The organism is Streptomyces sp. JH002 (genome assembly GCF_050916115.1).
Classification (GTDB): Bacteria; Actinomycetota; Actinomycetes; order Streptomycetales; family Streptomycetaceae; genus Streptomyces; species Streptomyces xiamenensis.
The window spans coordinates 4204652-4230030 of record NZ_CP087989.1 but is presented as its reverse complement, the minus strand read 5'-3'; the positions used below and the strand labels follow the sequence as shown (position 1 = coordinate 4230030).

21 protein-coding genes are annotated in these 25379 nt (G+C 72.1%); 11 read left to right on the top strand and 10 right to left on the bottom strand.

The window, feature by feature from the left end; all coding sequences use genetic code 11:
- From H7827_RS19425 to H7827_RS19415, 3 genes are all read right to left on the bottom strand, one after another.
- Positions 1-1515 (bottom strand): DUF5719 family protein, encoded by a 1515-nt coding sequence (locus H7827_RS19425; RefSeq protein ID WP_432746718.1) that lies wholly within the window; start codon positions 1513-1515, stop codon positions 1-3.
- The gene (locus tag H7827_RS19420; protein WP_432746717.1) at positions 1512-5168 is read right to left on the bottom strand and encodes a glycosyltransferase; all 3657 of its coding nucleotides are present in this window, start codon (positions 5166-5168) and stop codon (positions 1512-1514) included. The genes H7827_RS19425 and H7827_RS19420 overlap by 4 nt, the downstream gene beginning before the upstream one ends.
- A 190-nt stretch (positions 5169-5358) precedes the next feature.
- A complete protein-coding gene (locus H7827_RS19415) occupies positions 5359-5622 on the bottom strand; it encodes a WhiB family transcriptional regulator (RefSeq protein ID WP_019435379.1) in 264 nt (87 codons plus the stop codon).
- A 473-nt stretch (positions 5623-6095) separates the two neighbouring features.
- On the opposite strand from H7827_RS19415, the gene H7827_RS19410 reads away from it, so the two are divergent.
- From H7827_RS19410 to H7827_RS19385, 6 genes are all read left to right on the top strand, one after another.
- On the top strand, positions 6096-6584 hold the full coding sequence (locus H7827_RS19410) for a cysteine dioxygenase (protein ID WP_432746716.1): 489 nt from the start codon (positions 6096-6098) through the stop codon (positions 6582-6584).
- A gap of 12 nt (positions 6585-6596) precedes the next feature.
- Positions 6597-7562 (top strand): 2-phospho-L-lactate transferase, encoded by a 966-nt coding sequence (gene cofD / locus H7827_RS19405; protein ID WP_432746715.1) that lies wholly within the window; start codon positions 6597-6599, stop codon positions 7560-7562.
- On the top strand, positions 7559-8869 hold the full coding sequence (locus tag H7827_RS19400; protein ID WP_432746714.1) for a coenzyme F420-0:L-glutamate ligase: 1311 nt from the start codon (positions 7559-7561) through the stop codon (positions 8867-8869). The genes cofD and H7827_RS19400 overlap by 4 nt, the downstream gene beginning before the upstream one ends.
- Positions 8870-8953: 84 nt before the next feature.
- A complete protein-coding gene (locus tag H7827_RS19395) occupies positions 8954-10267 on the top strand; it encodes an AAA family ATPase (protein ID WP_432746713.1) in 1314 nt (437 codons plus the stop codon).
- A 76-nt stretch (positions 10268-10343) separates the two neighbouring features.
- Positions 10344-10877, top strand: coding sequence for an RloB family protein (locus H7827_RS19390; protein WP_432746712.1), 534 nt, complete (start codon positions 10344-10346; stop codon positions 10875-10877).
- Positions 10861-11352 carry a hypothetical protein gene (locus tag H7827_RS19385; RefSeq protein ID WP_432746711.1) on the top strand — a complete coding sequence of 164 codons (492 nt, stop codon included), beginning with the start codon at positions 10861-10863 and terminating at the stop codon, positions 11350-11352. Before H7827_RS19390 ends, H7827_RS19385 begins: the two co-directional genes overlap by 17 nt.
- On the opposite strand, the gene H7827_RS19380 is transcribed toward H7827_RS19385, so the two are convergent.
- Positions 11322-12323, bottom strand: a complete 1002-nt coding sequence (locus H7827_RS19380) for an LCP family protein (protein WP_432746710.1) — start codon at positions 12321-12323, stop codon at positions 11322-11324. The two genes, H7827_RS19385 and H7827_RS19380, sit on opposite strands and share 31 nt — an antisense overlap.
- Positions 12324-12404: 81 nt before the next feature.
- Here H7827_RS19380 and H7827_RS19375 point away from each other — a divergent pair, with 81 nt between their 5' ends.
- Positions 12405-13430: a glycosyltransferase family 2 protein gene (locus H7827_RS19375; protein ID WP_267881000.1), complete on the top strand. Its 1026-nt coding sequence runs from the start codon at positions 12405-12407 to the stop codon at positions 13428-13430.
- Here H7827_RS19375 and H7827_RS19370 read toward each other — a convergent pair.
- The 4 genes from H7827_RS19370 to H7827_RS19355 form a co-directional block, all read right to left on the bottom strand.
- Positions 13418-15130, bottom strand: a complete 1713-nt coding sequence (locus tag H7827_RS19370; protein WP_432746709.1) for an LCP family protein — start codon at positions 15128-15130, stop codon at positions 13418-13420. The genes H7827_RS19375 and H7827_RS19370 overlap by 13 nt on opposite strands.
- Positions 15120-16973, bottom strand: a complete 1854-nt coding sequence (locus tag H7827_RS19365; RefSeq protein ID WP_432746708.1) for an LCP family protein — start codon at positions 16971-16973, stop codon at positions 15120-15122. The genes H7827_RS19370 and H7827_RS19365 overlap by 11 nt, the downstream gene beginning before the upstream one ends.
- Before the next feature lie 116 nt (positions 16974-17089).
- On the bottom strand, positions 17090-17308 hold the full coding sequence (locus tag H7827_RS19360; RefSeq protein WP_432746707.1) for a hypothetical protein: 219 nt from the start codon (positions 17306-17308) through the stop codon (positions 17090-17092).
- Positions 17309-17347: 39 nt separating this feature from the next.
- Entirely contained in the window at positions 17348-18103 is a 756-nt protein-coding gene (locus tag H7827_RS19355) for a TIGR03089 family protein (protein ID WP_432746706.1), read from the bottom strand.
- A gap of 128 nt (positions 18104-18231) precedes the next feature.
- On the opposite strand from H7827_RS19355, the gene H7827_RS19350 reads away from it, so the two are divergent.
- On the top strand, positions 18232-19506 hold the full coding sequence (locus tag H7827_RS19350; RefSeq protein ID WP_432746705.1) for a peptidoglycan recognition protein family protein: 1275 nt from the start codon (positions 18232-18234) through the stop codon (positions 19504-19506).
- Positions 19507-19550: 44 nt separating this feature from the next.
- A complete protein-coding gene (locus H7827_RS19345) occupies positions 19551-20477 on the top strand; it encodes a DNA-3-methyladenine glycosylase family protein (protein WP_432746704.1) in 927 nt (308 codons plus the stop codon).
- 66 nt (positions 20478-20543) lie between these two features.
- Here the strand turns inward: H7827_RS19345 and H7827_RS19340 are convergent, their stop codons facing one another.
- Positions 20544-21071, bottom strand: coding sequence for an acyl-CoA thioesterase (locus H7827_RS19340; protein ID WP_200366774.1), 528 nt, complete (start codon positions 21069-21071; stop codon positions 20544-20546).
- A 99-nt stretch (positions 21072-21170) separates the two neighbouring features.
- On the opposite strand from H7827_RS19340, the gene H7827_RS19335 reads away from it, so the two are divergent.
- On the top strand, positions 21171-22442 hold the full coding sequence (locus H7827_RS19335; protein WP_386540815.1) for an LCP family protein: 1272 nt from the start codon (positions 21171-21173) through the stop codon (positions 22440-22442).
- Between the two features lie 93 nt (positions 22443-22535).
- Here H7827_RS19335 and H7827_RS19330 read toward each other — a convergent pair whose 3' ends face one another.
- Positions 22536-23879 carry a UDP-glucose dehydrogenase family protein gene (locus tag H7827_RS19330; protein ID WP_200366770.1) on the bottom strand — a complete coding sequence of 448 codons (1344 nt, stop codon included), beginning with the start codon at positions 23877-23879 and terminating at the stop codon, positions 22536-22538.
- A 104-nt stretch (positions 23880-23983) separates the two neighbouring features.
- Here H7827_RS19330 and H7827_RS19325 point away from each other — a divergent pair, with 104 nt between their 5' ends.
- Complete coding sequence (locus H7827_RS19325) at positions 23984-25144, top strand: acyl-CoA dehydrogenase family protein (protein WP_030735650.1); 1161 nt, start codon at positions 23984-23986, stop codon at positions 25142-25144.
- The last annotated feature ends 235 nt before the right edge of the window (positions 25145-25379 follow it).

Genomic DNA, 25379 nt, shown 5'->3' with positions numbered 1-25379 from the left:
TCAGTCCGTGAGGACGGACAGGTCGGGACCGGTCTGCGGCACGGACACCGTCGAGCGGTCGTCGGGGATCGTCTGGACCGTGAACGTCACCATGTCGTCCTGCTTCTTCGACAGCGTGCGGGACGCGTACAGTTCGCCGCCGCCGAGGCGTTCGATGGTGATGGCGTAGCGGCCCTTGGCGCCGTCGGGCAGCTCGGGCGCGATGGCCAGGGTGCTCCTGGCCTCCACCGTGTACGTCTCCGGCTCCGGGGCGTCTCCCCCGCCGCTGCCGCCCGAGACGGTGATCCGCACCTCGGCCGCCTCGTCCGGCGCGACCAGCGAGAGCGTGGTGCCCTTGGCGGTGTTGCCCGCCACGCTCGCGCGCTGCTCTATGGGAGCGGTGGCCGGGATGAACGCCATCTCGCGCTCGTCGTCCTCGCCCTGGGTCACCCGCAGTCCGACCACCACCCGGCCGTCGCCCGACCCGGAGGACGGGGTGAGGACCAGCGAGCCGGGCTGGCCCTGCGTGAGGTCCTCCAGGTCGATGGCGGTGAGGGTGCGCGAGCGCAGGGTGATCGACTCGTTGCCGGCCGGGGTGAAGGAGCCGGTGGGCCCGGACAGGGCGACGTCCAGCGCCACATCGTCCTCGCCGGGCGCGTACGCGACCAGCCGGACGGTACGGGCGTCGGCGGGGATGCCGGGGAGCACCAGCGGACCGGTGGTGGCGGAGACGGGGGTCAGCCAGTCGACGCCGAGCTGGGCGTCGGTGGCCTCGATCTGGGCGCCGATCCGGCCGGTGCGGGCGGTCACCTGGACGGCCAGGTCGGCCAGCGGCTCATCGGTGAGCGTGGTCAGCCGGACCGGGACCGAGGTGCCGCCGGGGACGGTGACGCCCTCGCCGCCCAGTGCGGACTCCAGCCGGCCCTCCGGGCCGTACAGCTGGATGTCCACGACGACGGGGCTCTCGTCGGGGTTGGTGAGGTGGACGTAGTCGTTGCGGGCGTCCGCCGTGCTGGCGCCGGCGAACCAGAACTCGCTGTCCGGGACCTGGCAGGCGGTACCCATCAGGCCCTGGCCGCTGCCGGACCGGACGCTGGTGGTCTGCTGCACCGTCCAGCCGGGGGCCAGCAGTTGCTCGGCGGTGCCGGCGAGTGCGGGCGCCCCGTAGGTGTCGATGCTCTCGGCGACGGGGACGCCCGGCTGCTCCAGGGCGACCAGCGGCTCGGGGCCCTCGCCGTCCTCGTCCTCGTCGGTGCCGAAGCCGGCCGTGTACTCGGGGGCGGGGAGGAGGTAGGCGCGGCCCTCGCCCCGGCCCTCGGCGCTGCTCTCGGCGGCCGGGGTGTACGCGGTGTACTCGGTGGTCGCCAGTTCCGCGTCGGTGGGGCGGGGGCAGGTGAGGGCGGTGCGTTCCACCGGCATCTCACGGGCCTTGCCGGCGGGGGTGGTGTCCTCTTCGCCGTCGCCGAGGGAGGCCACGCCGGTCACCGCGACGAGCGCGGTGACCGTGGCCAGCAGGGAGATGGTCGTCCGGTTCATCGCTGGCTGCTCCCGTCGCCGTAATCGGCCGGATAGTCGTACGGCGCCTGGTAGTTCTGCTGTTGTTGTTGCTGTTGCTGTTGCTGCTGCTGCGGGTACTGACCGTCCCAGCCGCCGTACTGCTGCTGTTGCTGCTGCTGCTGGTCGTAGTAGCCGGCCCAGTCCTGCTGTTGCTGCGGCTGCTGGTCCTGGTAGTAGCCCTGCTGCTGCGGGACGTACCCGGGCTCCGGTCCGGGCTCGGGCTGCGGCTCCGGGTCGGGACCGGGCGGCGGCGACGCGTGGTCCGGGGTGTCCGCGGTGTCCCCCGCGTCCGCCGTCTCCCCCGTCCGCGCCGCTTCGGCCGCCTCCGCGGCCGCGCGGCGACGCGCACCGCGGCCCTGCGAGGGCACCGCGGCCGCGGCGGCCTCCTCCGGGTCCGGCAGGTCGTCGTCCAGCTCCTTGCGGCGGCCCGGCAGCGCCAGCACCGCCACCACCAGCAGCAGGAAGCCCTGCGTCCACACCCACAGGGTGTGCGTCCCGGGGGTGTCGTAGGTGAGGGCCAGCTTGCCGCCGCCCTCCGGCAGTTCGAAGCCCTGCGCCCAGCCGCCCACCGTCACCGGCTTCAGCGGCGTGCCGTCCAGCGTCGCGGTCCACGCCTCGTCCGCGGTGTCGGCCAGCCGCAGCACGCGCCCGGCCTCGCCCTCCGGGAGGTCGGTGTGCGCCTCGACCGGTCCGGCGGGCAGCGCCACCGGCGCCTCGGCCGAACCCTCGGCGGGCAGCACCATCACGCGGCCGACCGGGCTCTCCACCCGCCACAGCGCGCCGCCGTCCTCCTGGCTGAGCCGCTTGAGACCCGGCGTGGTGTCCAGGACGCGGCGCAGTTCGGCGGGCGAGCCGTCCTGCACCAGTACGTAGCGCACGGCGTAGGCGGCGAGCGCCTCGGTCTGGTCGGCGCCGGAGCCGGCCACCAGGTCGCCCACGGCGCGGGTCAGCGCGGTGTCCTCGCCCAGCAGCCGGGCCACGTCGGCGTCGCCGAGCCGGGCGCCCGAGCCGCGTACCAGCGTGTAGGTGACGCGCTCGGTCAGACCGTCCGCGCTGTCGCTCTCCCCGGCCAGCACCAGCGTGCGGGCCTGGTCGCGCGTCGAGGACTCCTCGGCGACGAAGGCCGGCACCTGCACCGGGTCGCGGCGCTGGAGCGGGCCGTCGGCGCCGCTGATCATCCAGCCGGCGGCGACCAGCAGCGGCCCGGCGGCGGCCGCGGTGGCGACCGCCACGGCGACCGGCTGCCGCCAGCCGAAGCTCTGCGCGGCGACGCGTCCGCGCGCCCCGTCCGCGCCGAGCACGGCGGCGGACAGCAGGGCGATGCCGTACAGCAGTGTCGCGGGCCCGGCCCAGGCGCTGTCGTTGACCCACACCCCGAACAGCAGGGCCAGCAGCGCGCCGCTCCAGGCGGTGCCGATCGCCAGTCGGCGGTCGGTGCGCAGCAGCGCGCCCAGGGCGGCGAACAGCAGCCCGATCAGCAGCCAGCTGCCGGGGGTGCCGGGGCCGCCGGGGTTGGCGTTGAGCAGCTGGGTGGCCGTGGCGGCGCCGGTGTCGAAGCGCAGCCCGGCCTCGTGCCGGAATTCGTCGGGGCTCAGCAGCACCGAGAAGGACCACGGCGCGAGCAGCAGCAACGGGGTGAGCAGGATCGCCGCGAAGCGTACGGCCTTGGCCACCCGCAGCGCGCCCTCCAGGCGCAGCGGCAGGGCGAGCGAGACGACGGCGAGCAGGACGGCCAGCGGCCACATCACGGGGGTGAAGGCGGTGGCGACGGTGAGCAGCAGGGCGGCGGCCCAGGCGGCGCGCCAGGAGCCCTTGCCGCTGTCGCGGGTGTGCCCGGCGGCGGCCACGGCGCAGCGGACCAGCGGCGGCAGGAGGACGGCGAGCACGGCGGTGCCGACGCGTCCGGTGGCCAGCGCGCCGGTGACGGCGGGCAGGAAGGCGTACGCGATGGCGGCCCAGGCGCGCAGCAGGCGCGAGGTCACCAGGGGCTTGGAGGTGAGGTACGCGCTGACGCCGGCCAGCGGCACGGAGCACACCAGCAGCGCGGTCATGGCGACGCCGGGGTTGCCGAGCAGCGCGCCGGCGAGCAGGGCGAGGGCGCCGAGGTAGGGGGGCGCGCTCTCGGCGCCGCCGGTGCCGATCGGCTGCCAGGTCTGCCAGACGCGGTCCCACCAGGTGGAGATGTCGGCGGGGGCGGGCAGCAGGGCGCCGCCGGCCAGGGCGCCTCCGCCGATGAGGTCGCGGGCGGCGACGGCGGCGACGGCGAACAGGCCGACGAACAGCACGAGTCCGGGTTTGCGGGCGAGCCGCTTGAGCCGGGCGAACTGTTCGACCTGGAGCGATTCGGTGTCGTCGTCGCCGGGCCCGGATTCGACCGGGCCGCCGTGCCGGCCGCCGCCGCTGGTGGCGGCGGCCGCTTCGGAGCGGGCGGAGACGGCGCCGACGATCTGCTCGACGGTGGCCCGCAGGGTGGCGCCCGCGGGGGGGAACAGGGCTCTCAGTTCGCCGGGTTCGGCGGCTTTGGGGCGGCGTTTGCGGGCGGCGAGGACGCGCTCGGGGCGCAGCAGGGTCGCCAGCAGTCCGGTGGCCTCGTCGAGGGCGCGGCCGGGGAGTTTGCCCACCAGGTAGCCCAGGACGCGCAGCATGGTGCCCAGGACGAGCCGGAACAGGACCCAGGGCAGGGCGCGGGTGCGGACGCCGGTGAGCAGGGTGTACGCGGCGGCGGCCTTGTCGACGCGGTGCGGGTTGACGGCGGTGCGGCCGGAGCAGTCGATGGTGCGGCGTTCGCGGGCGGCGGCCTCGGCGTGCCGCAGGACGGCGCCGGGGGCGATCAGGACGTTGTGGCCGGCGGAGTGGGCACGCCAGCACAGGTCGACGTCGTCGCGCATGAGGGGCAGCCGGCGGTCGAAGCCGCCGAGTTCCTCGTAGACGTCGCGGCGGATGAGCATTCCGGCGGTGGAGACGGACAGCACGGGGCGGACCTGGTCGTGCTGGCCCTGGTCCTGTTCGCGGCGGTCCAGGCCGGTCCAGCGGCGGCCGCTGTTGGCGATGGTGACGCCGGCTTCCAGGAGTTGGCGGCGGTCGTACCAGCCGCGGAGTTTGGCGCCGATGACGGCGGCGGAGGGGCTGGCGTCGGCCTGCCGCAGGAGTTCGGCGAGCGCGTCGGGCTCGGGGGCCGAGTCGTCGTGCAGCAGCCACAGCCAGTGGACGGGTTCGCCGTGCGGGAATTCGGGCAGGTCGTAGACGTCGTTGTTCCAGGTCCGCGTCGTCGGGTCCCACGCCTCCGGGCGTTTGAGGTACGGGAGGTCGTCGGGGGTGAGCACGGGCGCGCTGCGGGCGGCCTCGGCGACGGCGGTGCCGAAGCCGGTGCGGCGGGCGAGGTGCAGCACCCGGTCGGCGCCGAACGCCTCGGTGACCAGGGTGGCGGAACTGTCGGCGCTGCCGGTGTCGGCGGCGATGACGTCCTGGACGGGCCGGTCCTGGCCCAGCAGTCCGGTGAGGACCTCCGGGAGCCAGCGTTCGCCGTCGTGCGAGACGAGCACGGCGGTGACCACATGCTGCGGGAAGGCTGGGGTGGCGGCGGCAGCGGTGGTGGCGGACGGGTGCGCCGGCTGCTGGCTGTGCACGGACATCGAGGTGCGGACCCCGGTTCGCTCGGTGGGCTGGGGGACGCGCGCGCCCTGCGGCAGCGGCGAGTGCGTCGGGGACAGCGCACCACACTAGCGGCTGGGGCCGACGGCGCTCCGCGTACCGGACAACTGTCCATGGCCCGCCGGGGAGATGTACGGCCGTGCCGACGTGTTCTTCGCGGCGTCGCCGCGGTCAGACGGCGGCCTTCTTCAGTCGGCGGCGCTCCCGTTCGGACAGGCCGCCCCAGATGCCGAATCGTTCGTCGTTGGCGAGGGCGTACTCCAGGCATTCGGAGCGCACCTCGCAGGCCAGGCATACTTTTTTGGCTTCGCGGGTGGAACCGCCCTTCTCGGGGAAGAACGACTCCGGGTCGGTCTGGGCGCACAGCGCGCGCTCCTGCCAGCCCATCTCTTCGTCCGCTTCGTTGACCAGCAGTTGGTGGAACAGCTCGGTCATGTGCGCGCCCCTCGTCCTCTTTGCTACCCCGTGATGCCATCGCTCGCTATCGATTGCCGTCGAACGACACGAGTGAAATTACAGGTGCGTCACTCCCGGGCAGTCAAGCCACGATCTGCCATTCACCCGATGATTCACCCTCTGGCACCACAGCCATACGGAAAGTGTTCAAATCGCCACAAACTATGCTCACGCAACTCAGCACGTTCGCTTTATCCGATCTTCATTTCGGATCAAAGAGGGGCACTGATGCGATACGCCCCTGACCGCGTACTGCGTGACTGAAGCGTGCTCCTGACCGCTTCAGACGGTGCATAAACCTTTCAGCAGACAGCACGACCGGATGTGATGAAAGAATGCGCCAAGGGATGGCCCCGAGTTGACAACCCGATCGCCGTTCCGAATCAATCTGCACGCACACATCTTCTGCCCCACCTCTCCTCACTTCCGGAAGCACTGAGACCACCTCACACATGAACAACGACAACGAGATCGCCGGAGATCCCTTCTCCGTGCCGCATCTTCTGCGGCCCGTCGCCGAGCACCCATCCACCGTCGCGCAGTTCGCCGGGATGGCCACCGCTCTCGCGGGTGATCGTGAGTGTTGGGCTCCCCTGGTGCGGTACGACGAGACCACCCGCTGGTACCACCGGCTGCGCACCGGCCCCGGCTACGAGGTGTGGCTGCTGAGCTGGGTGCCCGGCCAGGGCAGCGGGCTCCACGACCACGGACCGTCCAGCGGTGTCCACACCGTGCTGGAGGGAACGCTCACCGAACGCACCGCACGCGGACCCCGCCGCCTCACCCCCGGCGCGCTGCACGTCTTCGCGCCCGGACACGTCCACGAGATGGTCAACGACTCCCTCGAAGGAGCCGTCAGCCTGCACGTGTACTTCCCGGGTCTGACCGAGATGCCCATGCACGCCCAACGGGCCCGGACACAGCCGCAGGTCGCCTGCTGACAGACTGGCCACATGCGACGCATCGTGGTTCTGTCCGGCGGCATCGGCGGCGCCCGCTTCCTGCGCGGTCTCCAAGGGGCCGCGCCGGACGCGGACATCACCGTCATCGGCAACACCGGCGACGACATCCATCTGTTCGGCCTCAAGGTCTGTCCGGACCTCGACACCGTGATGTACACCCTCGGTGGCGGGATCCACGAGGAACAGGGCTGGGGCCGGGCGGCGGAGACCTTCGCCGTCAAGGAGGAACTCGCGGCGTACGGGGTCGGACCCGAGTGGTTCGGCCTCGGCGACCGCGACTTCGCCACCCACATCGTGCGCACCCAGATGCTGGCCGCCGGCTATCCGCTCAGCGCGGTCACCGAGGCGCTGTGCCGGCGCTGGCAGCCGGGCGTCACGCTGCTGCCGATGACGGACGACCGGGTCGAGACCCACGTGCTGACGGACGCCGAGGACGGCACCCGCAAGGCCATCCACTTCCAGGAGTACTGGGTACGGCTGCGGGCCGCCGTGCCCGCGCACGCCGTGGTCCCGGTCGGCGCCGAGCAGTCCACGCCCGCCCCCGGCGTCCTGGAGGCGATCGGCGCCGCCGACGCCATCATCTTCCCGCCGTCCAACCCGGTCGTCTCGGTCGGCACCATCCTCGCTGTGCCCGGCATCCGGGAGGCCATCGCGGAGGCCGGCGTCCCGGTGGTGGGCCTGTCCCCGATCATCGGCGACGCGCCGGTGCGCGGCATGGCCGACAAGGTGCTCGCCGCCATCGGCGTGGAGCCCACGGCTGCGGCCGTCGCCCAGCACTACGGATCCGGGCTGCTGGACGGCTGGCTGGTGGACACGGTCGACGCCCACGCGGTGAAGGCGGTGGAGGCCGACGGCATCCGCTGCCGCGCCGTGCCCCTGCTGATGACGGACGCCACCACCACCGAGGCGATGGCGACCGAAGCACTGAACCTCGCCGAGGAGTTGAGGACGGTATGACCCTGCGCGTATGGGCGCTGCCCGGCATCCCGGAGGTCAACCCCGGTGACAGCCTGGCCGAGTTGATCGCGACGGCGGCCGGCTCCGGGGACACCCCCGGCCTGGCGGACGGCGACATCCTCCTCGTCACCTCGAAGATCGTCAGCAAAGCCGAGGGCCGGGTGCTCCAGGCTGATGACCGGGAGGCGGCGATCGACGCCGAGACCGTACGGCTGGTCGCCCGGCGCGGGGCGACCCGCATCGTGGAGACCCGGCACGGCCTGGTGATGGCGGCCGCCGGGGTCGACGCCTCCAACACCTCCAAGGGCACCGTGCTCCTGCTGCCCGAGGACTCGGACGCCTCGGCGGCGCGACTGCGGCGCGGGCTGCGGGACCTGCTGTCGGTGGACGTCGGCGTCATCATCACCGACACCTTCGGAAGGCCGTGGCGCGAGGGCCTGACGGACGTGGCCATCGGCGCCTCGGGCGTGGAGGTACTGGACGACCTGCGCGGCGGCACCGACACCCACGGCAACCCGCTGGGCATGACGGTCACCGCGCTCGCCGACGAACTCGCCGGGGCCGGCGACCTGGTGAAGGGCAAGACCTCGGGGCTGCCGGTGGCGGTGGTACGGGGTCTGGCGCACCGCACGGACCCGGACTCGCCCGAGACCGCCCGGGCGCTGATCAGGGACGCCTCGCTGGACATGTTCCGGCTCGGCACCTCGGAGGCGATCCGCGAGGCGGTGACCCAGCGGCGCACGGTGCGCGAGTTCACCCCGGACCCGGTCGACCCGGCGGCGGTCCGCCGCGCGGTCGCGGCGGCGATCACCGCCCCGGCCCCGCACCACTCCACGCCGTGGCGCTTCGTCCTGCTGGAGTCGGCGGACAGCCGTACCAGCCTGCTGGACGCGATGCGCGAGGCGTGGATCGCGGACCTGCGGGCGGACGGCAAGCCGGAGGAGTCGATCGCGAAGCGGGTGAAGCGCGGTGACGTCCTGCGGGCCGCGCCGTACCTGGTGATCCCCTGCCTGACCACGACGGAGTGGGCCCACCCCTACCCCGACGCGCGCCGGGCGGGCGCGGAGGCGGAGATGTTCACGGTCTCGATGGGCGCGGCCGTCCAGAACCTTTTGGTCGCCCTGACGGCGGAGGGCCTGGGCTCGGCGTGGATCTCCTCCACGATGTTCTGCCGCGACACCACGCGGGCCGCCCTGGACCTCCCCGCGGACTGGTCTCCCATGGGCGCGGTGGCGGTCGGCCACCCGGCCGGCGAGGCCAGGCCCCGCCCGCCCCGCGAGGCGGACGACTTCATCGTCACCCGCTGAGATCTCCTCAAGCCGTTGCTTGGCGTCAGATCGTGCCGTTTACTCGCAGAGAAGGCTATGTAATCCGCAGAAGGAGGGATCGGGATGCTGCTGAGCTTCAGGGTGGGAAACCACCGCTCGCTCTGGGAGGAGCAGCAGCTGAACCTCACCCCCGTGTACGAGGCGGACCGCCCGGAGGGTACGGCTTGGGAGGCCGTACCGGTGGCGGCGGTCTTCGGCGCGAACGCGGCGGGCAAGTCGAACGTGGTGGACGCGCTCCGGTTCATGCGGCACATGGTGGTCGCCTCCCACCGGGAGGCGGAACCGGGGGGCGGCATAGAGCGGAAGCCGTTCGCGCTGGACAGCGAGGGCGCGGAGTCCGCGTCCTGGTACGTGGTGGACCTGGCGCTGGAGGGCGTGCGTCACACGTACGGCTTCAGCATCGACAGTGACCGGGTAGTGGATGAGTGGCTGTACAGCTATCCGCACGGCCGGCGGCGGAAGATCTTCCAGCGGGACGAGAACGGCATCAGCTTCGGTGATGCGGTACCGGAGAAGGAACTCCAGCTGGTCGGCAGCATCACCGAGCCGAACACGCTGTTCATGTCTGTCGCGGCGCGGTCCCGGCAGGAGTCGGTGCTGCCGGTGTACATGTGGTTCTCGCACGCGCTGAGCATCAAAGACCGACCCCTGTGGTGGGCGTCCTCAGCCGCGACCGGCCTGTTGTCCGATGTCGACCGGGCCGCTTCCGTCGTTTCCTTGCTGCGTGCGGCAGACCTCGGCATTGAGGACGCGGGCCTGCGAAAGCGCTTCGTCGACGTCAAGACCTCGCGCTCCACGGGTGGAACGGTGACGTGGACGTTCAGGGACCTCTCCAAAGATGCGGGGCCTGGCTCCGACGAAGCGGACATGTGGCAGGAAGAGGTGTGGATCGCGCAGCGGGGCCGCAACGGCGTCACCCGGCTGGGCCTGGGAGAGCAGTCCGAAGGCACCCGGATGCTCCTCGCCTACTCCGGGCCCGTCCTGGACGCCCTGGACACGGGAGGTCTGCTGGTCATCGACGAGGTCGACGCGAGCCTCCACCCCAAGCTGACGGCTCACCTCATCAAGCTGTTCCAGGAGCCGCAGACCAACCCGCACGGCGCACAGCTGATCCTCACCACCCACGACGCCAGCCTGCTGGGTCGCAGTGGCGGGGAGGAGATCCTCAAGCGCGACCAGGTCTGGTTCGTGGAGAAGAACGAGTACGGCGAGACCAGCCTCTTCCCGCTGTCGGATTTCAAGCCCCGTCAGGAGGAGAACCGCGAGCGGCGCTACCTCGGCGGCAGCTACGGTGCGGTGCCGTTCCTGAGCGACGAGCGGTTCGAGGCGGCGGTGGCCGCCAGGGGGAGGACGAATGGCGAGGAAACCGGGGAGTAGCCCGCGACGCGGGCCTCGCTTCGAGTCCGACCTGCGCAGGTCCGGCCGTGGGCGGGAACCCAGAGAACGCATCCTGGTGTTCTGCGACTCCGATGTCACGGAACGGGACTACCTGCGGGCGCTGGTGGGGCATGTCGCGAACCCCGCTGTCACGGTCAGGATCAGGAACAAGCCCTGCTCGCCCTCTCAGTTAGTTGCCCATGCCGCCAGCTTCCGGGACAAGGCCCCGGAGGACTTCGACCAGGTTTGGTGCGTCTTCGATGTCGACGATTACAGCGACATCCACCAGGCCGTGAAGAAGGCCGGTGACCTGGGGATCAAGCTGGCCGTCTCCAACCCCTGCTTCGAGTTGTGGCTGCTGCTGCACCACACCCCGCACACCGCCCACATCATGGGGTACCGGCAGCTTGTCCCTCTGCTCACCAAGCACGTCCCGGCCTACAACAAAGCCAGGATCAACTTCCCCCGCGACTTCGGGCCTACCTGGGCGAGGGCGGTGGAGCGCGCACGGGGGCTTGCGACGCCCGGTCAGGAGTACGCGGTGAATCCGTCCACCGGCGTCTGGGCGCTGGTGGAGATCATCGGGGGCGGCAGTGACCGGCGGGGGTGAGTTCTTCTGCTGGGTCGACTATTTCGTTCCCAGGCCGCCCGCTCCCCCGACGCCGAGGGAGAAGCAGCGGGGCCGGGGGTGGGGGCCGCTGTTCGTCGGGCTGATGATCATCGACGGGCTGGGGTTGATCCTCGAACTGCTCGTCGAGGGCCTGAAGCGCCTCGCCGTGGCGATCTGGCGCCCGGTGCGGGGGCAGGTGCGGAGCGGTGGCTGGGAGAGCGAGGCGGGCCGATCCGTCGTCGCGGTCCGGGAATCGTCCCGGCGGGCCGTGCTGATACCCGGGGTCGGCGGGGTGCGGTGGCGCCGTCCGAACCAGGTCGCCTCCGGCGCCGTGCCGCTCGCCTGCTCGGTGCGCCGGCGGCGCGGGCGCCGCGTGGAGATCGGGTTCGGGGACGGGTCGTGGGTGACGGTGTGGATGCGGTCGTTGCCCGCCGCTGAGCGGTTTCACTCGCAGAGCGTGTCGTTCGCCGGCTGAGTCGGGTGGGTTGTCGCCGGCGTGGGGGTTTTCGGGGTGGGGAGGGGGAGGTCCTTCTTCAGGGTGGTGAACAGGGCCGCCGCCTCGCGTTCGTTCCACAGGACCGTGGAGCCCAGGTCGGGGTGGGCGTGGTCGCGGTCGGCCACGGGGACCGAGGCGTAGTCGATCGTCGTGCGGTGCGGGCCGGCGAGGATCTCGGCCAGGTCGAGCATCTCCTGGGCGCCGAAGCCGGGGTCCGCGCGGACGGAGGTCAGCAGGGCCTCGGCGGTGGCCGGGATACGGGCGGGGGTGGCCAGGGCCTTGGTGGCCAGTGCGGCCAGCAGGCGTTGCTGGCGTTGCATGCGGCCGAAGTCGGCCGTGGGGTCGACGGTGCGGGCGCGGGCGTACTGGAGTGCCTCGCCGCCGGTGAGGGTGGAGGTGCCGGTGGGGAGGTCGAGGCCGGATTTCTCGTCCTGGAGGGGGCGCGGGGTGCAGACCTCGACACCGCCGACCGCGTCGACCGCGCGCATGAAGCTGACGAAGTTCACTTCGAGGTAGTGGTCGATCCGGAGGTCGGTGAGGTTCTCGACGGCGCTCACCATGAGTTCCGGGCCGCCTTGGGAGAGGGCGGCGTTCAGCTTGGCGGGTTCGGGGAGGGCGGTCAGGGTGTCGCGCGGGAGGCTGACGATCGAGGCGCGGTCCCCCGTGGCGGAGAGGTGGACCACCATGATGCTGTCCGCGCAGTGGCAGCCCTCGCCGCCCAGGTGGTAGGCGCGCCGTTCCTCCTCGGTCAGGCCCTCGCGGGTGTCGGTGCCGATGACCAGGAGGTTCAGCCCGGGGTCGCCGTCCGGGCGGTCCTGGTCGCGCAGGCCGGCGAAGGGGTCGACGCGTTCGACGCCGTTCTCCACCTTGCTGACCACGGCGTGACCGACCCCGCTGATGGTCAGCAGCAGGGCGGCGAGGGTGGCGGCGATCCGGAACCTCACAGACATGGCAGCCAAAGGTATTTCCAGATGATCTACATACCGGGGCGGCGCGCTGCCGCGTCCCCCGTTCGCGGTAACGTGAGCCGGGTGACCAGCACCCCGCCCCCCGCCGTGTCCGTCATCATGCCGGTGCTCAACGAGGAACGGCATCTGCGCAGTTCCGTCCAGCACATCCTGGCCCAGGAGTATGCCGGTGAGCTCGAGGTCGTCATCGCCCTCGGACCCAGCGCCGACGACACCGACCGGATCGCCCAGGAACTCGTCGCCGAGGACGCGCGGGTCAAGACCGTCGCCAACCCCACCGGGCGGACCCCGGCCGGGCTGAACGCCGCCATCAGGGCGTCCCGGCACCCGGTCGTCGTGCGGGTCGACGGGCACGGGATGCTCTCCCCCGACTACATCGCCACCGCCGTGCGCCTCCTGGAGGAGACCGGCGCGGCCAACGTCGGCGGCATCATGCACGCCGAGGGCGAGAACGACTGGGAGCGGGCCGTCGCCTGCGCCATGACCTCGAAGATCGGCGTCGGCAACGCCGCCTTCCACACCGGCGGGCAGGCCGGCGAGGCCGAGACCGTGTACCTGGGCGTCTTCCGGCGCGAGGTGCTGGAGGCCCAGGGCGGCTACAACGAGGAGTTCATCCGGGCCCAGGACTGGGAGCTGAACTTCCGCATCCGGCAGGCCGGCGGGATGATCTGGTTCTCCCCCGAGCTGCTGGTCTCCTACCGGCCCCGGCCCAGCGTCCGGGCGCTCGCCAAGCAGTACCTGCACTACGGCCGCTGGCGGCACGTGGTCGCCCGCTACCACGCCGGGTCGATCAACCCGCGCTACCTCGCCCCGCCCACCGCCCTGGTCGCCATCGCGGCCGGGATCGTCGTCGGCGCGGTGCTCACCCCCTGGGCCTTCGTGGTGCCGGCCGGCTACCTGGCCGCCATCACCCTCGGCTCGATCCCGGCCGGCAAGGGCACCTCGGCCGGGGTGCGGCTACGGATCCCGGTGGCGCTGGCGACCATGCACATGTCGTGGGGCTGGGGCTTCCTCACCAGCCCCCGCAAGCTGGCCCGCCGGGTCAAGGCCAGCAGCGTCGAGCGGCAGGCCGGCGCTCACCAGATGTGAAGCGGGTTGACCGTCATGCAGGCGTTCTCGTCCTTGCCGGTCACCGCCTCGTCCTCCCGCAGGATCTCCTCGGGGGCGTCGTCCCGTTCACGGTCCCCGGCGTCCCCGGTCTCCTCGGCGTCCCCGGTCTCCTCGGCGTCCCCGGTCTCCTCGGCGTCCGCGCCGGGCTCCTCCGGCGGTGCCGGGTACAGCGTGCCCTCGCGCCAGTCCGCGCCGATCGTCAGGACCAGCACCGTCGTGCCCTCGCTCTCGCGCACCGCGCTCGCCGGCAGGCCCAGGGCCTCCGCCACCGCCCGCGCGTCCGCCAGCCGCTGCGGGTCCCCGGCCGGGTAGCCGAGCGTCGTCGCCTCCTGGGTGACCCACGTGTCGTCCGCGTACGCCTGGGTGAAGCCCTCCCCGTACAGCGCGCCCGCGACCTGGGAGGCGCGCCCGGTGACCGGGCCGATGGCGGCGGTGCCCGTCCCATTGCGCACCGCCACCGCGATCTCCTCCGCGGGGGCCGGGTCCGGCGCCTCGGCGGCCAGCCGCTCCGCCTCCGCCTCCTCGGCCGCGCGCAGCCCCTCGGCGTCGTCCAGGGCCACATCGTTGCGGATCGCCGAGAAGATCCGCTCGGCACGCTCGGCGTTGGGGATGACGTGGGCCGCCGGGCGCTGCGGGTCGGGCAGCCACGGCATGGTCACCATCGTCATCGCGTCGCTCGGCACGTTCTTCACATCCTCGCCCAGGTCGTACAGCGCCTCGACGCTGCCCAGGCCCGGGTCCACGGTGAGGGCGTCGGTGGCGGCCTCGGCCAGGTCCATCAGCTGCACGGGATCCGTCAGCTTCGTGCCCTGCTGCAACTCGGTGGCCATCGCCGTGAAGTACATCTGCTGGGCCTTGGTGCGGCCGATGTCGCTGCCGTCCTCGAAGCCGTGCCGGGTGCGCAGCCACTGGAGCGCCTGCTCGCCCTTGACCTCGGTGGTGCCGGCCTCCAGGTGCAGGCCCGAGTCCTCGTCGTGCACGTTGTCGGCCACGCACACCGGTACGCCGCCCACCGCGTCGGCCAGGGAGACCGCCCCGGCGAACTCGACCATCATGAAGTGGTCGATGGGGATGCCGGTCAGTTCCTCCCAGGTGGCCACGGTGCAGCCGGGGCCGCCGTGCTGGATGGAGGTGTTGATGGTGCGTTCGGTCTGCGGGTAGACCGTGCCGTCCTTGGGGTCGGTGCACTCGGGGATGGTGACGCGGGTGTCGCGCGGGATGCTCAGCGCCGAGATGTGGCCGCGGTCGGCCGAGACGTGGATGAGCATCTGGGTGTCGGCCAGGCCGGGGCGGTCCGCGTTGTCGCGGGCGCCGCCCAGTTCGGCGTTGGCCTCCGAGCCGCGGCTGTCGGAGCCGAGCAGCAGGATGTTGATCGGGGTCTGGCCCTCGGCGTTGGGGGTGGCGCGGGGCAGCGGGGGTTTGCTGCCCAGGTTCAGCTCCTCCTTGGTGAGGTTGCTGTTGAGGTGCCGGAGGTAGAGGTAGCCGGCGCCCGCGGTGCCCAGGAGGGCGACCGCCAGGCCGCCGGCCGTCCAGCGCAGCACGCGCACCCAGCGGCGGCGCCCCGGCGGGCGGGACGGGCCGGGTATCTCTCCCGGTTCCTCGTCACCGCCCGCCGTCGCGCTGTCCTCGGTTGCCGCCGCCGCATCGGGTGCGTCAGGTGTATCGGATTTATGAGGCACAGATGCTCTCGTCGTCAGCGGTGATGGTGTCGACATCGGCCGGCTTCTCGGCCTTGACCTCGATCGGGATCCCCACGCCCTGGAAGTCGTCGCCGAGGGTGAGGACCATCGGGGTGTCCCCGGCGTCCGCCGAGCCCTCCTTGAGCGCCTTCTTCGGCAGCCCCATCAGATCCGCGAGGGTCAGGGCCTGTCCCGCCTGGTCGGGGCCGTACTCCAGGGTGGTGGTCTCCTGCGAGTCGGCGTTGGAGGCGTTGGTGGACAGCAGCACCCCGTGGGTGTTCTGGAGCCAGTTGACGGTGTCCTGGGCGGCGCCGATCACGTTGCCGCCGTTGTAGACATCGACGCGGACCTCGGAGGCGGGGGCCGGTTCGGCCTTCTCCTCGTCCTCCTTGTCGCCGTTCTTCCCCTCGTCGCCGCTGTCGGTCAGCGACAGGTCCTCCTGGAGCATCCGGAACAGCGGCTCGGCCTTGCCGCCGTCGAGCACGACGGTCGCCTTGGCGTCCTCCGGCTCGTCGGGGTTGTCCACCACCGGGAGGGTGACGAAGGAGATGTCCTTGACCGGGACCTTGCCCAGCTCCTGGGCGATGTCGTTCAGCTTGTCGATGCTGCCGATGCCGGTGTCCACGGTCAGCGCCTTGGTGGCGGTGTCGGCCAGGCCCCACAGCTTGGTGGGCTCCTTGAGGGTGCCGACCATCTCGCGGGCCAGCGAGCCGAGGAACTGCTGCTGGAGCTTGATCCGGCTCAGGTCGCTGCTCTGGCCCACGCCGTAACGGGTACGGACGAAGCCCAGCGCGTCCTCACCCTGGAGGCGGTGGGTGCCGGCCTCCATGTGGAAGTGCGACTTGTCGTCGCTGATGTCCTTGGCGAGGCAGACCTCGACGCCGCCGACCGCCGTGGACAGGTCCTTCACCGCGTTGAAGTCGGCCATCATGAAGTGGTTGATCTCGACGCCGGTGATCTCCTCGACCGTGCGCCACACACAGCCCGGGTCGCGGCCGTCCACGCCGAGGCTGTAGTTGAAGCGGGTCTGGGCGGTGCCCGGGATGGTCACGGTCTCGCCGTCCCGCTTGACCTCGCAGTCCGGGATGTCGGTGATGAGGTCCCGGGGGATGCTCAGTCCGGTGGCGTGGGTGCGGTCCTGGGAGAAGTGCAGGAGTATGACGGTGTCGGCGCGGCCTTCGTCGCCCGAGTTGCCGTAGTCCTCGTTGCCGGCCCCGGTGCGCTTGTCGGTGCCGATGAACAGGACGTTGACCGGCGCGTCCTTCTGGAACGGGTTGTCCGCGCCGACGACATCGACCTTGTCGATGTTGCCGTTGAGCCGTTGGTAGGCGTAGAAGGCGGTGGCGCAGCCGACGACGAGCAGCAGGGCCAGCCCGCCGCCTATCCACATCAGGGCTTTCTTGCCCTTGCCCTTCTTCCTGGCCTGGGCCTTGCGGCGGTCGGCGCGGCTGCCGGTGGGGCCGGCGGCGGATCCGGAGCGCGCGGTGGCGCTCTCCTTGCGGCGGCCGCCGGCGCGCTGGGCGGGTACGGCACGCTCGGCCGGACCGGCGCCCGTGCCCGAACCGGAAGCCGCGCCCGTGCCCGAACCCGCGCCCGGGCCACTGCCGGTGCCCCGGCTGGTGTCCTCCCGGGGGGAAGACGGCGCGCGACGCTGGTGTGGCGGAGCGCTACGGGGGGTAGGTCTGTCACCGGAAGCCGGGGAGTGTGCCCCGGAGCGCGGTCTGCCGGGCCGCCCGGTGGTGTCCCCGGGCAGCCTGAGTTCGTAGTTACCGGTGTCCGGGTTCAACACCCACTGGTCTGCGGGATCGATGTCGCCCGCGCCCCCACGTCCCTGCGCGTCCACGTAACCGTGCGCCCTCCGTGTGCCGACTGAGAAGTCAGACGGCACACACTAGCGGCACGGTTCCGCGGGTCCGCACGGCGGTGACGTATTCCACCCGGGCCCGGCGAGGAGAATATTTAGATACTTCCGTTTTTCTGGTCCTTCGTCGGCAGCGAGGACGCGTAGATCAAGCCGTGGTGCAGGGCGTAACCGGTGCCGGCGACCGCCAGGACGACGGCCGCCACGGTCACCGCCAGCCGCCGCGCCCAGCGGGTGGCGCCGGGGCGGGTGCGGGCGGGGGCCGGGGTGCTTTCCTCGTACGGCCGGTGGCGCGTGGCCTGTCGGGGCAACCTCATGGTGCTGATCCTGCGGGCCCGCCGCCCGGGCGGCCACTGTCAGTCGGCGAAGTGGGTGACGCCCTCGCTCGTCCGGCGGGCGGCGAGCGCCGCCTCCTCCAGCCGGTGCGCGCCGGGAGCCAGCACCACCGAGGCGCCGGCCGCCAGCGGTGCGAACAGCCCGGCGGACAGCCCCTCCCAGGTGTCGTAGCCGCGCAGGGACAGCAGCCGGGCACCGGCGGACAGGCCGAGGTCACCGGCGTCCTCGCGGGCGGCGGCCAGCACTTCGGCGCCGGTCATCTCCTGGCCCTCGACCACCAGCACCGGGTCCTCGGGCCCCGGCGGGTCGAAGGAGGTGAAGGTGTCGCCCTGCCCGGGGATGAGCAGCGCGTGGTCCTGGAAGCCGTCCGGCGGACCGGCGGGGAAGCGGGCACCGAGCGGGTGCAGGCTGACCGCGATGCGCTCACCGCGGCAGGCTCGGGCCTCCTCGATCCGGTCGGGGCCGGCGACGACGGCATCGGCGTCCTCGGGGTCGCCGTCGATCTCGGCGACGACGCCGGTGGCGGCGCACGCCAGCAGCCAGGCGGCGGTCTGCCAGTGGGCGGGCAGCAGCAGGGCGAGGCGCTGCCCGCGCTCGACGACGAGGTCGTCCTGGAGGGCGTTGGCCATCTTCGCCACCCAATTGGCGAGGGTGGTCGCGGAGAGTTCCACGCGGGCACCGAGGGTGTCGTCGTAGTACGTCACCAGGGGGCGTCCGGCGTCCGCCGCCAGGGCGGAACGCAGCAGGTCGGCGGGGGTGTGTTCGGAAGAGTTCATCACCGCCACAGTACGCCGGGCGGGTTGCCGCCGCAGGGGGCCCGGGCGGGGGGCGGCGCGGCTCCTTGCTTACGGAGCGTCAGATTACGAATGGACAGGTTTGAACCACTATGTCCACGATCCTTGTCATGCGTGCATTCATTGCTTCCACCATCGGTGTCACCTGTGCTGCCGCACTCGCCGTCCCGCTCGTAGTGCCCCTGGGCACCGGGAGTGCCGTCGCCGCGTCCGCCCCGCGTACGGCCGCCACCACCACGGAGGCGAGCGGGATTCAGTCGCTGCCGCTCGAACCGCTCGCTCCCGAAGCCCGTTCGGCGGACGGCGTCGGGGAGGTGGGGCTGCCGGCCCGGGAGACCGAACCGTTCTCACTGCTCGGCGTCGTGTGGGCGGACGCCGCCGAGGAGTTGCACGGCGAGGCCGAGGTGCGCACCCGCGCCCTGGACGGCGAGTGGTCCGGGTGGCAGCCGCTGGAGACCCACACCGACCACGCCCCGGACCAGAACACCGCGGAGGCGGCGGCCGGCGCGGTGCGCGGCGGCACGGCGCCGCTGTGGGTGGGCGTCTCGGACGCCGTCGAGGTGCGGGTGTGGCCCGAGGACGGCACGGCGCCGGTGACCGGGCTCCCCGAGGGGCTGAGCCTGGAACTCATCGACCCGGACACCGGAATCGACGCCGCGGTCGCCGTGGACGCCGCCGGCACCGGCGTGGCCACCGCCGACCGGGGCGCCACACCCGCCGCGGGTGTCTCTGGTGTCTCGGGCGTCTCCGGCGACGGAGCGCAGTCCGCCCCCGCCGCGTACCCGGGGCCGCGCCCGCCGATCACCACCCGGGCCGGCTGGGGCGCCGACGAGAGCCTGCGCGAGAGCGCCTTCGCCTACACCGACATGGTGAAGACGGTCTTCGTGCACCACACCGCGGGCGGCAACAACTACTCCTGCGCGGAGGCCCCCGCCCTCATCCGCGGCATCTACCGGTACCACGTGCAGTCCCAGGGCTGGCGGGACGTCGGCTACAACTTCTTCGTGGACAAGTGCGGCACCATCTACGAGGGCCGGGCCGGCGGCGTGGACCGGGCCGTGCAGGGCGCGCACACCGCCGGGTTCAACCACAACAGCATGGGCGTGGCCCTGCTGGGCAGCCACGGCTCCAGCGCCCCCACCAAGGAAGCCGTGAACGCGGTCTCCCAGCTGTCGGCCTGGAAGCTGGGCCTGTCCGGCATCAACCCCAAGAGCTCCCGCAACCGCACCTCGATGGGCGGCGGCCTCTACGCGAAGGGCGTCACGGTGAAGATGGCCAACATCTCGGGCCACCGCGACGGCTTCGCCACCGAGTGCCCCGGCGAGCAGCTGTACGCGCAGCTGCCCGCCATCCGTTCCACCGCTGCCGGGTTCCAGGGCCGCTGACCGCCTCGGGCGCCGGTCCTGCCACCGGCTAGCCTGGCCGGAACATGACCGAACGCCCTCTCGAAGAACACTGGACCCCACCCGGGTCCCAGCCGTACGACCTGCGCCGCAGCATCGGAGTGCTGCGGCGCGGGCCGTACGACCCCGCGTTCGGCACCGATCCCGACGGCACGCTGTGGCGGGCGACCCGCACCCCGCGGGGACCGGCCACGCTGCGGCTGCGCCAGGACCCCGCACCGGACCGCACCGTGCGCGCCGCCGCCTGGGGGCCGGGCGCCGCCTGGGTGCTGGAGCGGCTGCCGGCCCTGCTGGGCAGTGAGGACGACCCGTCCGGCTTCGTCCCCCGGCACCGGGTGGTGGCCGACTCCTGGCGCCGCAACCAGGGTCTGCGGCTGATCCGTACCGGCCAGGTCATGGAGGTCCTGGTGCCCTGCGTGCTGGAGCAGCGGGTCACCACGGAGGACGCGCACCGTTCGTGGCGGCTCCTGCTGCGCCGGTTCGGCGAACCGGCCCCGGGGGCGCCGCAGCTGTACGTGCCGCCCGACGCGCGCACCCTGGTCCGCGTCCCGTCGTGGGAGTGGCACCGGGCGGGGGTGGACGGCAAGCGGTCGGCGGCGATCGTCCGGGCGGCCCGGGTGGCGCGCCGGATGGAGGAGGCGGCGGCGATGGACCTGCCGGCGGCCGTCGCCCGGCTGTGCGCGATCGACGGCATCGGCCCCTGGACGGCGGCCGAGACGCTGCAGCGCAGCAACGGCGCGCCGGACGCGGTGACGGTCGGGGATCTTCATCTGCCCGGCCTGATCGGCTACGCGCTCACCGGGGAGCGGGGCGCGGACGACGCCCGGATGCTGGAGCTGCTGGAGCCGTACGCCGGGCAGCGCCACCGGGCGGCCCGGCTGATCCTTCTTTCGGGGGTCGCCCCGGCCCGGCGCGCTCCGCGCCAGCGGCACGCACGGATCGCCCGGCTGTGAGCCGGCGACCGCTGAGGTGACCCCGCGATGACGGCCGGAGAGCGGTGACAAACGTCACCGTCCGGTTCACGCGCCGCGCGACTCCTTGATGGCCCGCCGCCTGGCCAGCCGGTGGCTGCGGCGGATCTGCGCCTCCTGGTGACGGCGGCGGTCCTCGTCGTTCTCGGGCACGACCGGGGGGACGGGGCGGGGCTTTCCGTTGTCGTCGACGGCGGCGAAGACGAGGTAGGCGGTGCCGACCCGGGTGGCGGGGGTGGACTCGTTCCAGCGCTCGGCCATGACCTTGACGCCGATCTCCATGGAGGAGCGGCCCGTCCAGTTGCACTGGGCGTGTACATGCACCAAGTCGCCGACCTTCACGGGCTCCAGAAACACCATCTCGTCCATCGAGGCGGTGACGGCGGGGCCGCCGGAGTGCCGTCCCGCGACGGCGCCCGCGGCGTCGTCGACGAGCTTCATGATGACGCCCCCGTGCACGGTTCCCATCAGATTGGTGTCGTTCTGGGTCATGATGTGCGACAGGGTGGTGCGCGAGGCACCGGTGGGCTTACCGGGAAGATCGTTCTCCGGTCGGGAAATGACGCGATCTGTCATAAGACCAGCGTAAGGCGGGGAATCCTTGTGCATCAGCTCTGCCACAAGTGACCGGAGCCACTCCCCAGCGGCCCTGGCCTCGGGGGACACTGCTGAGTTATGAGCGACTGGCCCCAGGGATGGACGGACGACGATCAGCCGCGCGCGGACCGCTACGGGCGGGGCAGCGGCGGCGGCCCCGAGGGCGCCCGGGTGATGCCGCACGTGCGGCGGCCCGCGCCCAGCGGCACACCCCAGGGGCCCCCGCAGCCGAGAGGCGGCGGCCATGACGCGTACGACGACGGCTACAGCGAGGGCCAGGTCTACCGGGGCTCGGGGCAGGGCGGCCCGCGCCATCCCGGTCCGCCGCCGGCCGCGCGGGGCCCGTACGACGGCGACGGGCCGCCGCGGCGGCCCGTCCGCTGGGGACGGCGGATAGGGTACTCGGCGCTCGCGCTGGTGCTGGCGCTGCTGGTGATCGCGACCGGCACCTACTTCTGGGCGGACAGCAAGCTCAACCGTGACGTGGACCTCGCCTCCGTCGAGGACCGGCCGGACAGCGGCAAGGGCACCAACTATCTGATCGTGGGCTCGGACAGCCGCGAGGGGCTGAGCGACGAGCAGAAGAACGATCTGTCCACCGGCTCGGCGGAGGGCAAGCGCACGGACACCATGATCCTGCTGCACGTCGGCGACAACGGCTCCACGATGATCTCGCTGCCGCGTGACTCGTGGGTGACGATCCCGGAGTTCACCGGCTCGGTGTCCGGCAACCGCATCCCGGCCCAGCAGCAGAAGCTCAACGCCGCCTTCTCCATCGAGGGCCCCGAGTTGCTGGTGCGGACGGTGGAGTACAACACCGGGGTGCGCATCGACCACTACGTGGAGGTCGGCTTCGGCGGTTTCGCCAATGTGGTGGACGCGCTGGGCGGGGTCGAGATGTGCTTCGACAAGGCCATCCAGGACAAGAACAGCGGCGCCGACTTCGCCGAGGGCTGCCAGACGCTGAACGGCGCCGAGTCGCTGGCGTTCAACCGGCAGCGGTACCAGGAGGCCGAGGGCGATCTGGGCCGTACCAAGAACCAGCAGAAGTTCCTGGGCGCGCTGGCCAGCCAGACCGGCTCCCCGGCCACCGTGCTGAACCCGTTCAAGCTGTACCCGACGCTGAGCGCCACCACGGACGCGCTGATCGTCGACGAGGACATGAGCCTGTGGCAGCTGGGCCGGATGTTCCTGGCGATGCGCGGCGCCGAGCAGATGAACATCCCGGTCGCCAACCCCGGTTACGCCACCGACAAGGGTTCGGCGGTGCTGTGGGACATGGATCAGACCGAACTGCTGATGAGCCAGATCATCAACGACGAGAAGGTCACCGTCGGCGTGAAGGACTGAGCGGACCACGAGCCGCCGGGGGCGGACGCAACGGAAGGAGGGGCGGGACGGCCGGTCGGCCGTCCCGCCCCTCTCCTTTCCTCGCCCCTCACCTCACGCGGTGGGGCGGCCCATCGCCCGGTACGTCCAGCCGGCCTTGCGCCACACCGCCGGGTCCAGGGTGTTGCGGCCGTCCAGGATGCGGCGCTCGGTGACCACCTCACCCAGCGCGGCCGGGTCCAGCTCGCCGAACTCGCGCCACTCCGTCAGGTGCAGCACGGCGTCCGCGCCCCGGGCCGCGGTCAGCGCGGTGTCCGCGTAGCGCAGAGTGGGGAAGACGGCGCGGGCGTTCTCGGTGCCCTTGGGGTCGTACACCGTCACCTGGGCGCCCTGGAGGTGGAGCTGGCCCGCGACGTTGAGCGCCGGGGAGTCCCGTACGTCGTCGGAGTCCGGCTTGAAGGTCGCGCCGAGGATGGCGATCCGCCGGCCGAGGACCGAGCCGCCCAGGGCCTCCTGGGTCAGCTCGATCATGTGGGCGCGGCGCCGCATGTTGATGGAGTCGACCTCGCGCAGGAAGGTGAGCGCCTGGTCCACGCCGAGTTCGCCGGCCCGGGCCATGAAGGCGCGGATGTCCTTGGGCAGGCAGCCGCCGCCGAAGCCGATGCCGGCCCGCAGGAACTTGTGGCCGATCCGGTCGTCGTACCCGAGCGCCTCGGCCAGCCGCACCACGTCGCCGTCGGCCGCCTCGCAGATCTCGGCCATCGCGTTGATGAAGGAGATCTTGGTGGACAGGAAGGCGTTGGCCGCCGTCTTGACCAGCTCGGCCGTGGGCAGGTCGGTGGCCAGGAACGGGGAGCCCTCGGCGATCGGGGTCGCGTACACCTGGCGCAGCAGCGTCTCGGCGCGCTCTCCGGTGACGCCGGCGACGATCCGGTCGGGGTGCAGGGTGTCCTGGACCGCGTAGCCCTCGCGCAGGAACTCGGGGTTCCAGGCCAGGTCGATGTCGGCCGCCGCCGGGGCGAGCCCGGAGATGAGCGCGGCGAGCCGGGCGGCGGAGCCGACCGGGACGGTGGACTTGCCGACCACCAGCGCCGGGCGGTTCAGATGCGGGGCGAGCGAGGTGACGGCCGCGTCCACGTAGCTCATGTCGCAGGCGTACTCGCCCGCCTTCTGCGGGGTGGTGACGCAGATGAAGTGCACATCGCCGAACTCCCCGGCCTCCGGGTAGGAGGTGGTGAAGCGCAGCCGCCCCGTCGAGCCCTCGATGCCGGCCACATGACGGCGCAGCAGTTCTTCGAGGCCCGGCTCGTACATCGGGGCGCGGCCTGCTCTGAGCAGGTCGATCTTCTCCTCGGCGATGTCGAGGCCCAGCACCTCGAAGCCCAGTTCGGCCATGGCGGCGGCATGGGTCGCGCCGAGATAGCCGGTGCCGATGACGGTGATCTTGAGCGGGGGCATGAAGCGAGCATAGTCCCCGTCTGGCGGGGGGAGGGTCCCAGGATCTAGGGTTAAGTTACTTAACAGTCATTAGCATGGTGGCGCGTCACACAGGAGTGAGAGCGGTGGCAGGAGCAGCGGACTTCGATCTCTACCGGCCGGCCGAGGAGCACGAACTGCTCCGGGAATCCGTACGCGCCCTCGCCGAGGCGAAGATCGCCCCGCACGCGGCGGAGGTGGACGAGCAGGGCCGCTTCCCGCAGGAGGCGCTGGACGCGCTGGTGGCCAGCGATCTGCACGCGGTGCACGTGCCCGAGAGCTACGGGGGCGGTGGCGCGGACGCCCTGGCCACGGTGATCGTGATCGAGGAGGTGGCGCGGGTGTGCGCCTCCTCCTCCCTCATCCCGGCGGTCAACAAGCTGGGTTCAATGCCGGTACTGCTCTCGGGCTCGGAGGAGCTGAAGGCGCGCTACCTGGCGCCGCTGGCACGGGGCGAGGCGATGTTCTCGTACGCGCTGTCGGAGCCGGACGCCGGCTCGGACGCGGGCGGCATGCGCACCCGGGCGGTGCGGGACGGCGACACCTACGTCCTCAACGGCGTGAAGCGCTGGATCACCAACGCCGGGGTCTCCGAGTACTACACGGTGATGGCGGTCACCGACGCGGACAAGCGCACCCGGGGCGGGATTTCGGCGTTCGTGGTGGAGAAGGGCGACGAGGGCGTGTCCTTCGGCGCCCCGGAGAAGAAGCTCGGCATCAAGGGCTCGCCGACCCGCGAGGTCTACCTGGACAACGTCCGCATCCCGGCCGACCGGCTGATCGGCGAAGAGGGCACCGGCTTCGCCACCGCGATGCGGACCCTGGACCACACCCGGATCACCATCGCGGCGCAGGCGCTGGGCATCGCGCAGGGCGCGCTGGACTACGCCAAGGGGTACGTCGCCGAGCGCAAGCAGTTCGGGCGTCCGGTCGGTGACTTCCAGGGCGTGCAGTTCATGCTGGCCGACATGGCGATGAAGCTGGAGGCGGCCCGCCAGCTGACGTACGCGGCGGCGGCCCGCTCGGAGCGCGGCGACTCCGACCTGACGTTCTTCGGCGCGGCGGCGAAGTGCTACGCCTCGGACGCGGCGATGGAGATCACCACGGACGCGGTGCAGTTGCTGGGCGGCTACGGCTACACCCGGGACTACCCGGTGGAGCGGATGATGCGGGACGCCAAGATCACCCAGATCTACGAGGGCACCAACCAGATCCAGCGCATCGTGATGGCGCGCAACCTGCCCTGACCGGGGTCGGAGGACCATCGGTGTCAGATCGTGCGCCAGGGGTTCTCCGGACCGGTTGGGGCGCCTTCCAGGACGCGGCCCGCGGCCGGGGCGACCTCGGTGTCCCTACCCAACGAGCCCGGACCTCCGCCATCCGCCACCTTGTCCTCCGGGCCCCGGCACCCGCTTTGCGGAGTTGCTTCCGCGGGTTCGGGGCCACCTCGCGACCTTGCCGTTCCTGGTTCCCCGGCGGCCT

What these genes read in the sequence shown, in the direction of transcription:
- H7827_RS19360 (WP_432746707.1), bottom strand. Translation starts at nt 17,308, where the DNA reads ATGAGGTTGCCCCGACAGGCCACGCGCCACCGGCCGTACGAGGAAAGC.
- H7827_RS19410 (WP_432746716.1), top strand. Translation starts at nt 6,096, where the DNA reads ATGAACAACGACAACGAGATCGCCGGAGATCCCTTCTCCGTGCCGCAT.
- H7827_RS19340 (WP_200366774.1), bottom strand. Translation starts at nt 21,071, where the DNA reads ATGACAGATCGCGTCATTTCCCGACCGGAGAACGATCTTCCCGGTAAG.
- H7827_RS19345 (WP_432746704.1), top strand. Translation starts at nt 19,551, where the DNA reads ATGACCGAACGCCCTCTCGAAGAACACTGGACCCCACCCGGGTCCCAG.
- H7827_RS19425 (WP_432746718.1), bottom strand. Translation starts at nt 1,515, where the DNA reads ATGAACCGGACGACCATCTCCCTGCTGGCCACGGTCACCGCGCTCGTC.
- H7827_RS19400 (WP_432746714.1), top strand. Translation starts at nt 7,559, where the DNA reads ATGACCCTGCGCGTATGGGCGCTGCCCGGCATCCCGGAGGTCAACCCC.
- H7827_RS19355 (WP_432746706.1), bottom strand. Translation starts at nt 18,103, where the DNA reads ATGAACTCTTCCGAACACACCCCCGCCGACCTGCTGCGTTCCGCCCTG.
- H7827_RS19335 (WP_386540815.1), top strand. Translation starts at nt 21,171, where the DNA reads ATGAGCGACTGGCCCCAGGGATGGACGGACGACGATCAGCCGCGCGCG.
- H7827_RS19380 (WP_432746710.1), bottom strand. Translation starts at nt 12,323, where the DNA reads ATGTCTGTGAGGTTCCGGATCGCCGCCACCCTCGCCGCCCTGCTGCTG.
- H7827_RS19420 (WP_432746717.1), bottom strand. Translation starts at nt 5,168, where the DNA reads ATGTCCGTGCACAGCCAGCAGCCGGCGCACCCGTCCGCCACCACCGCT.
- H7827_RS19350 (WP_432746705.1), top strand. Translation starts at nt 18,232, where the DNA reads ATGCGTGCATTCATTGCTTCCACCATCGGTGTCACCTGTGCTGCCGCA.
- H7827_RS19415 (WP_019435379.1), bottom strand. Translation starts at nt 5,622, where the DNA reads ATGACCGAGCTGTTCCACCAACTGCTGGTCAACGAAGCGGACGAAGAG.
- cofD (WP_432746715.1), top strand. Translation starts at nt 6,597, where the DNA reads ATGCGACGCATCGTGGTTCTGTCCGGCGGCATCGGCGGCGCCCGCTTC.
- H7827_RS19395 (WP_432746713.1), top strand. Translation starts at nt 8,954, where the DNA reads ATGCTGCTGAGCTTCAGGGTGGGAAACCACCGCTCGCTCTGGGAGGAG.
- H7827_RS19330 (WP_200366770.1), bottom strand. Translation starts at nt 23,879, where the DNA reads ATGCCCCCGCTCAAGATCACCGTCATCGGCACCGGCTATCTCGGCGCG.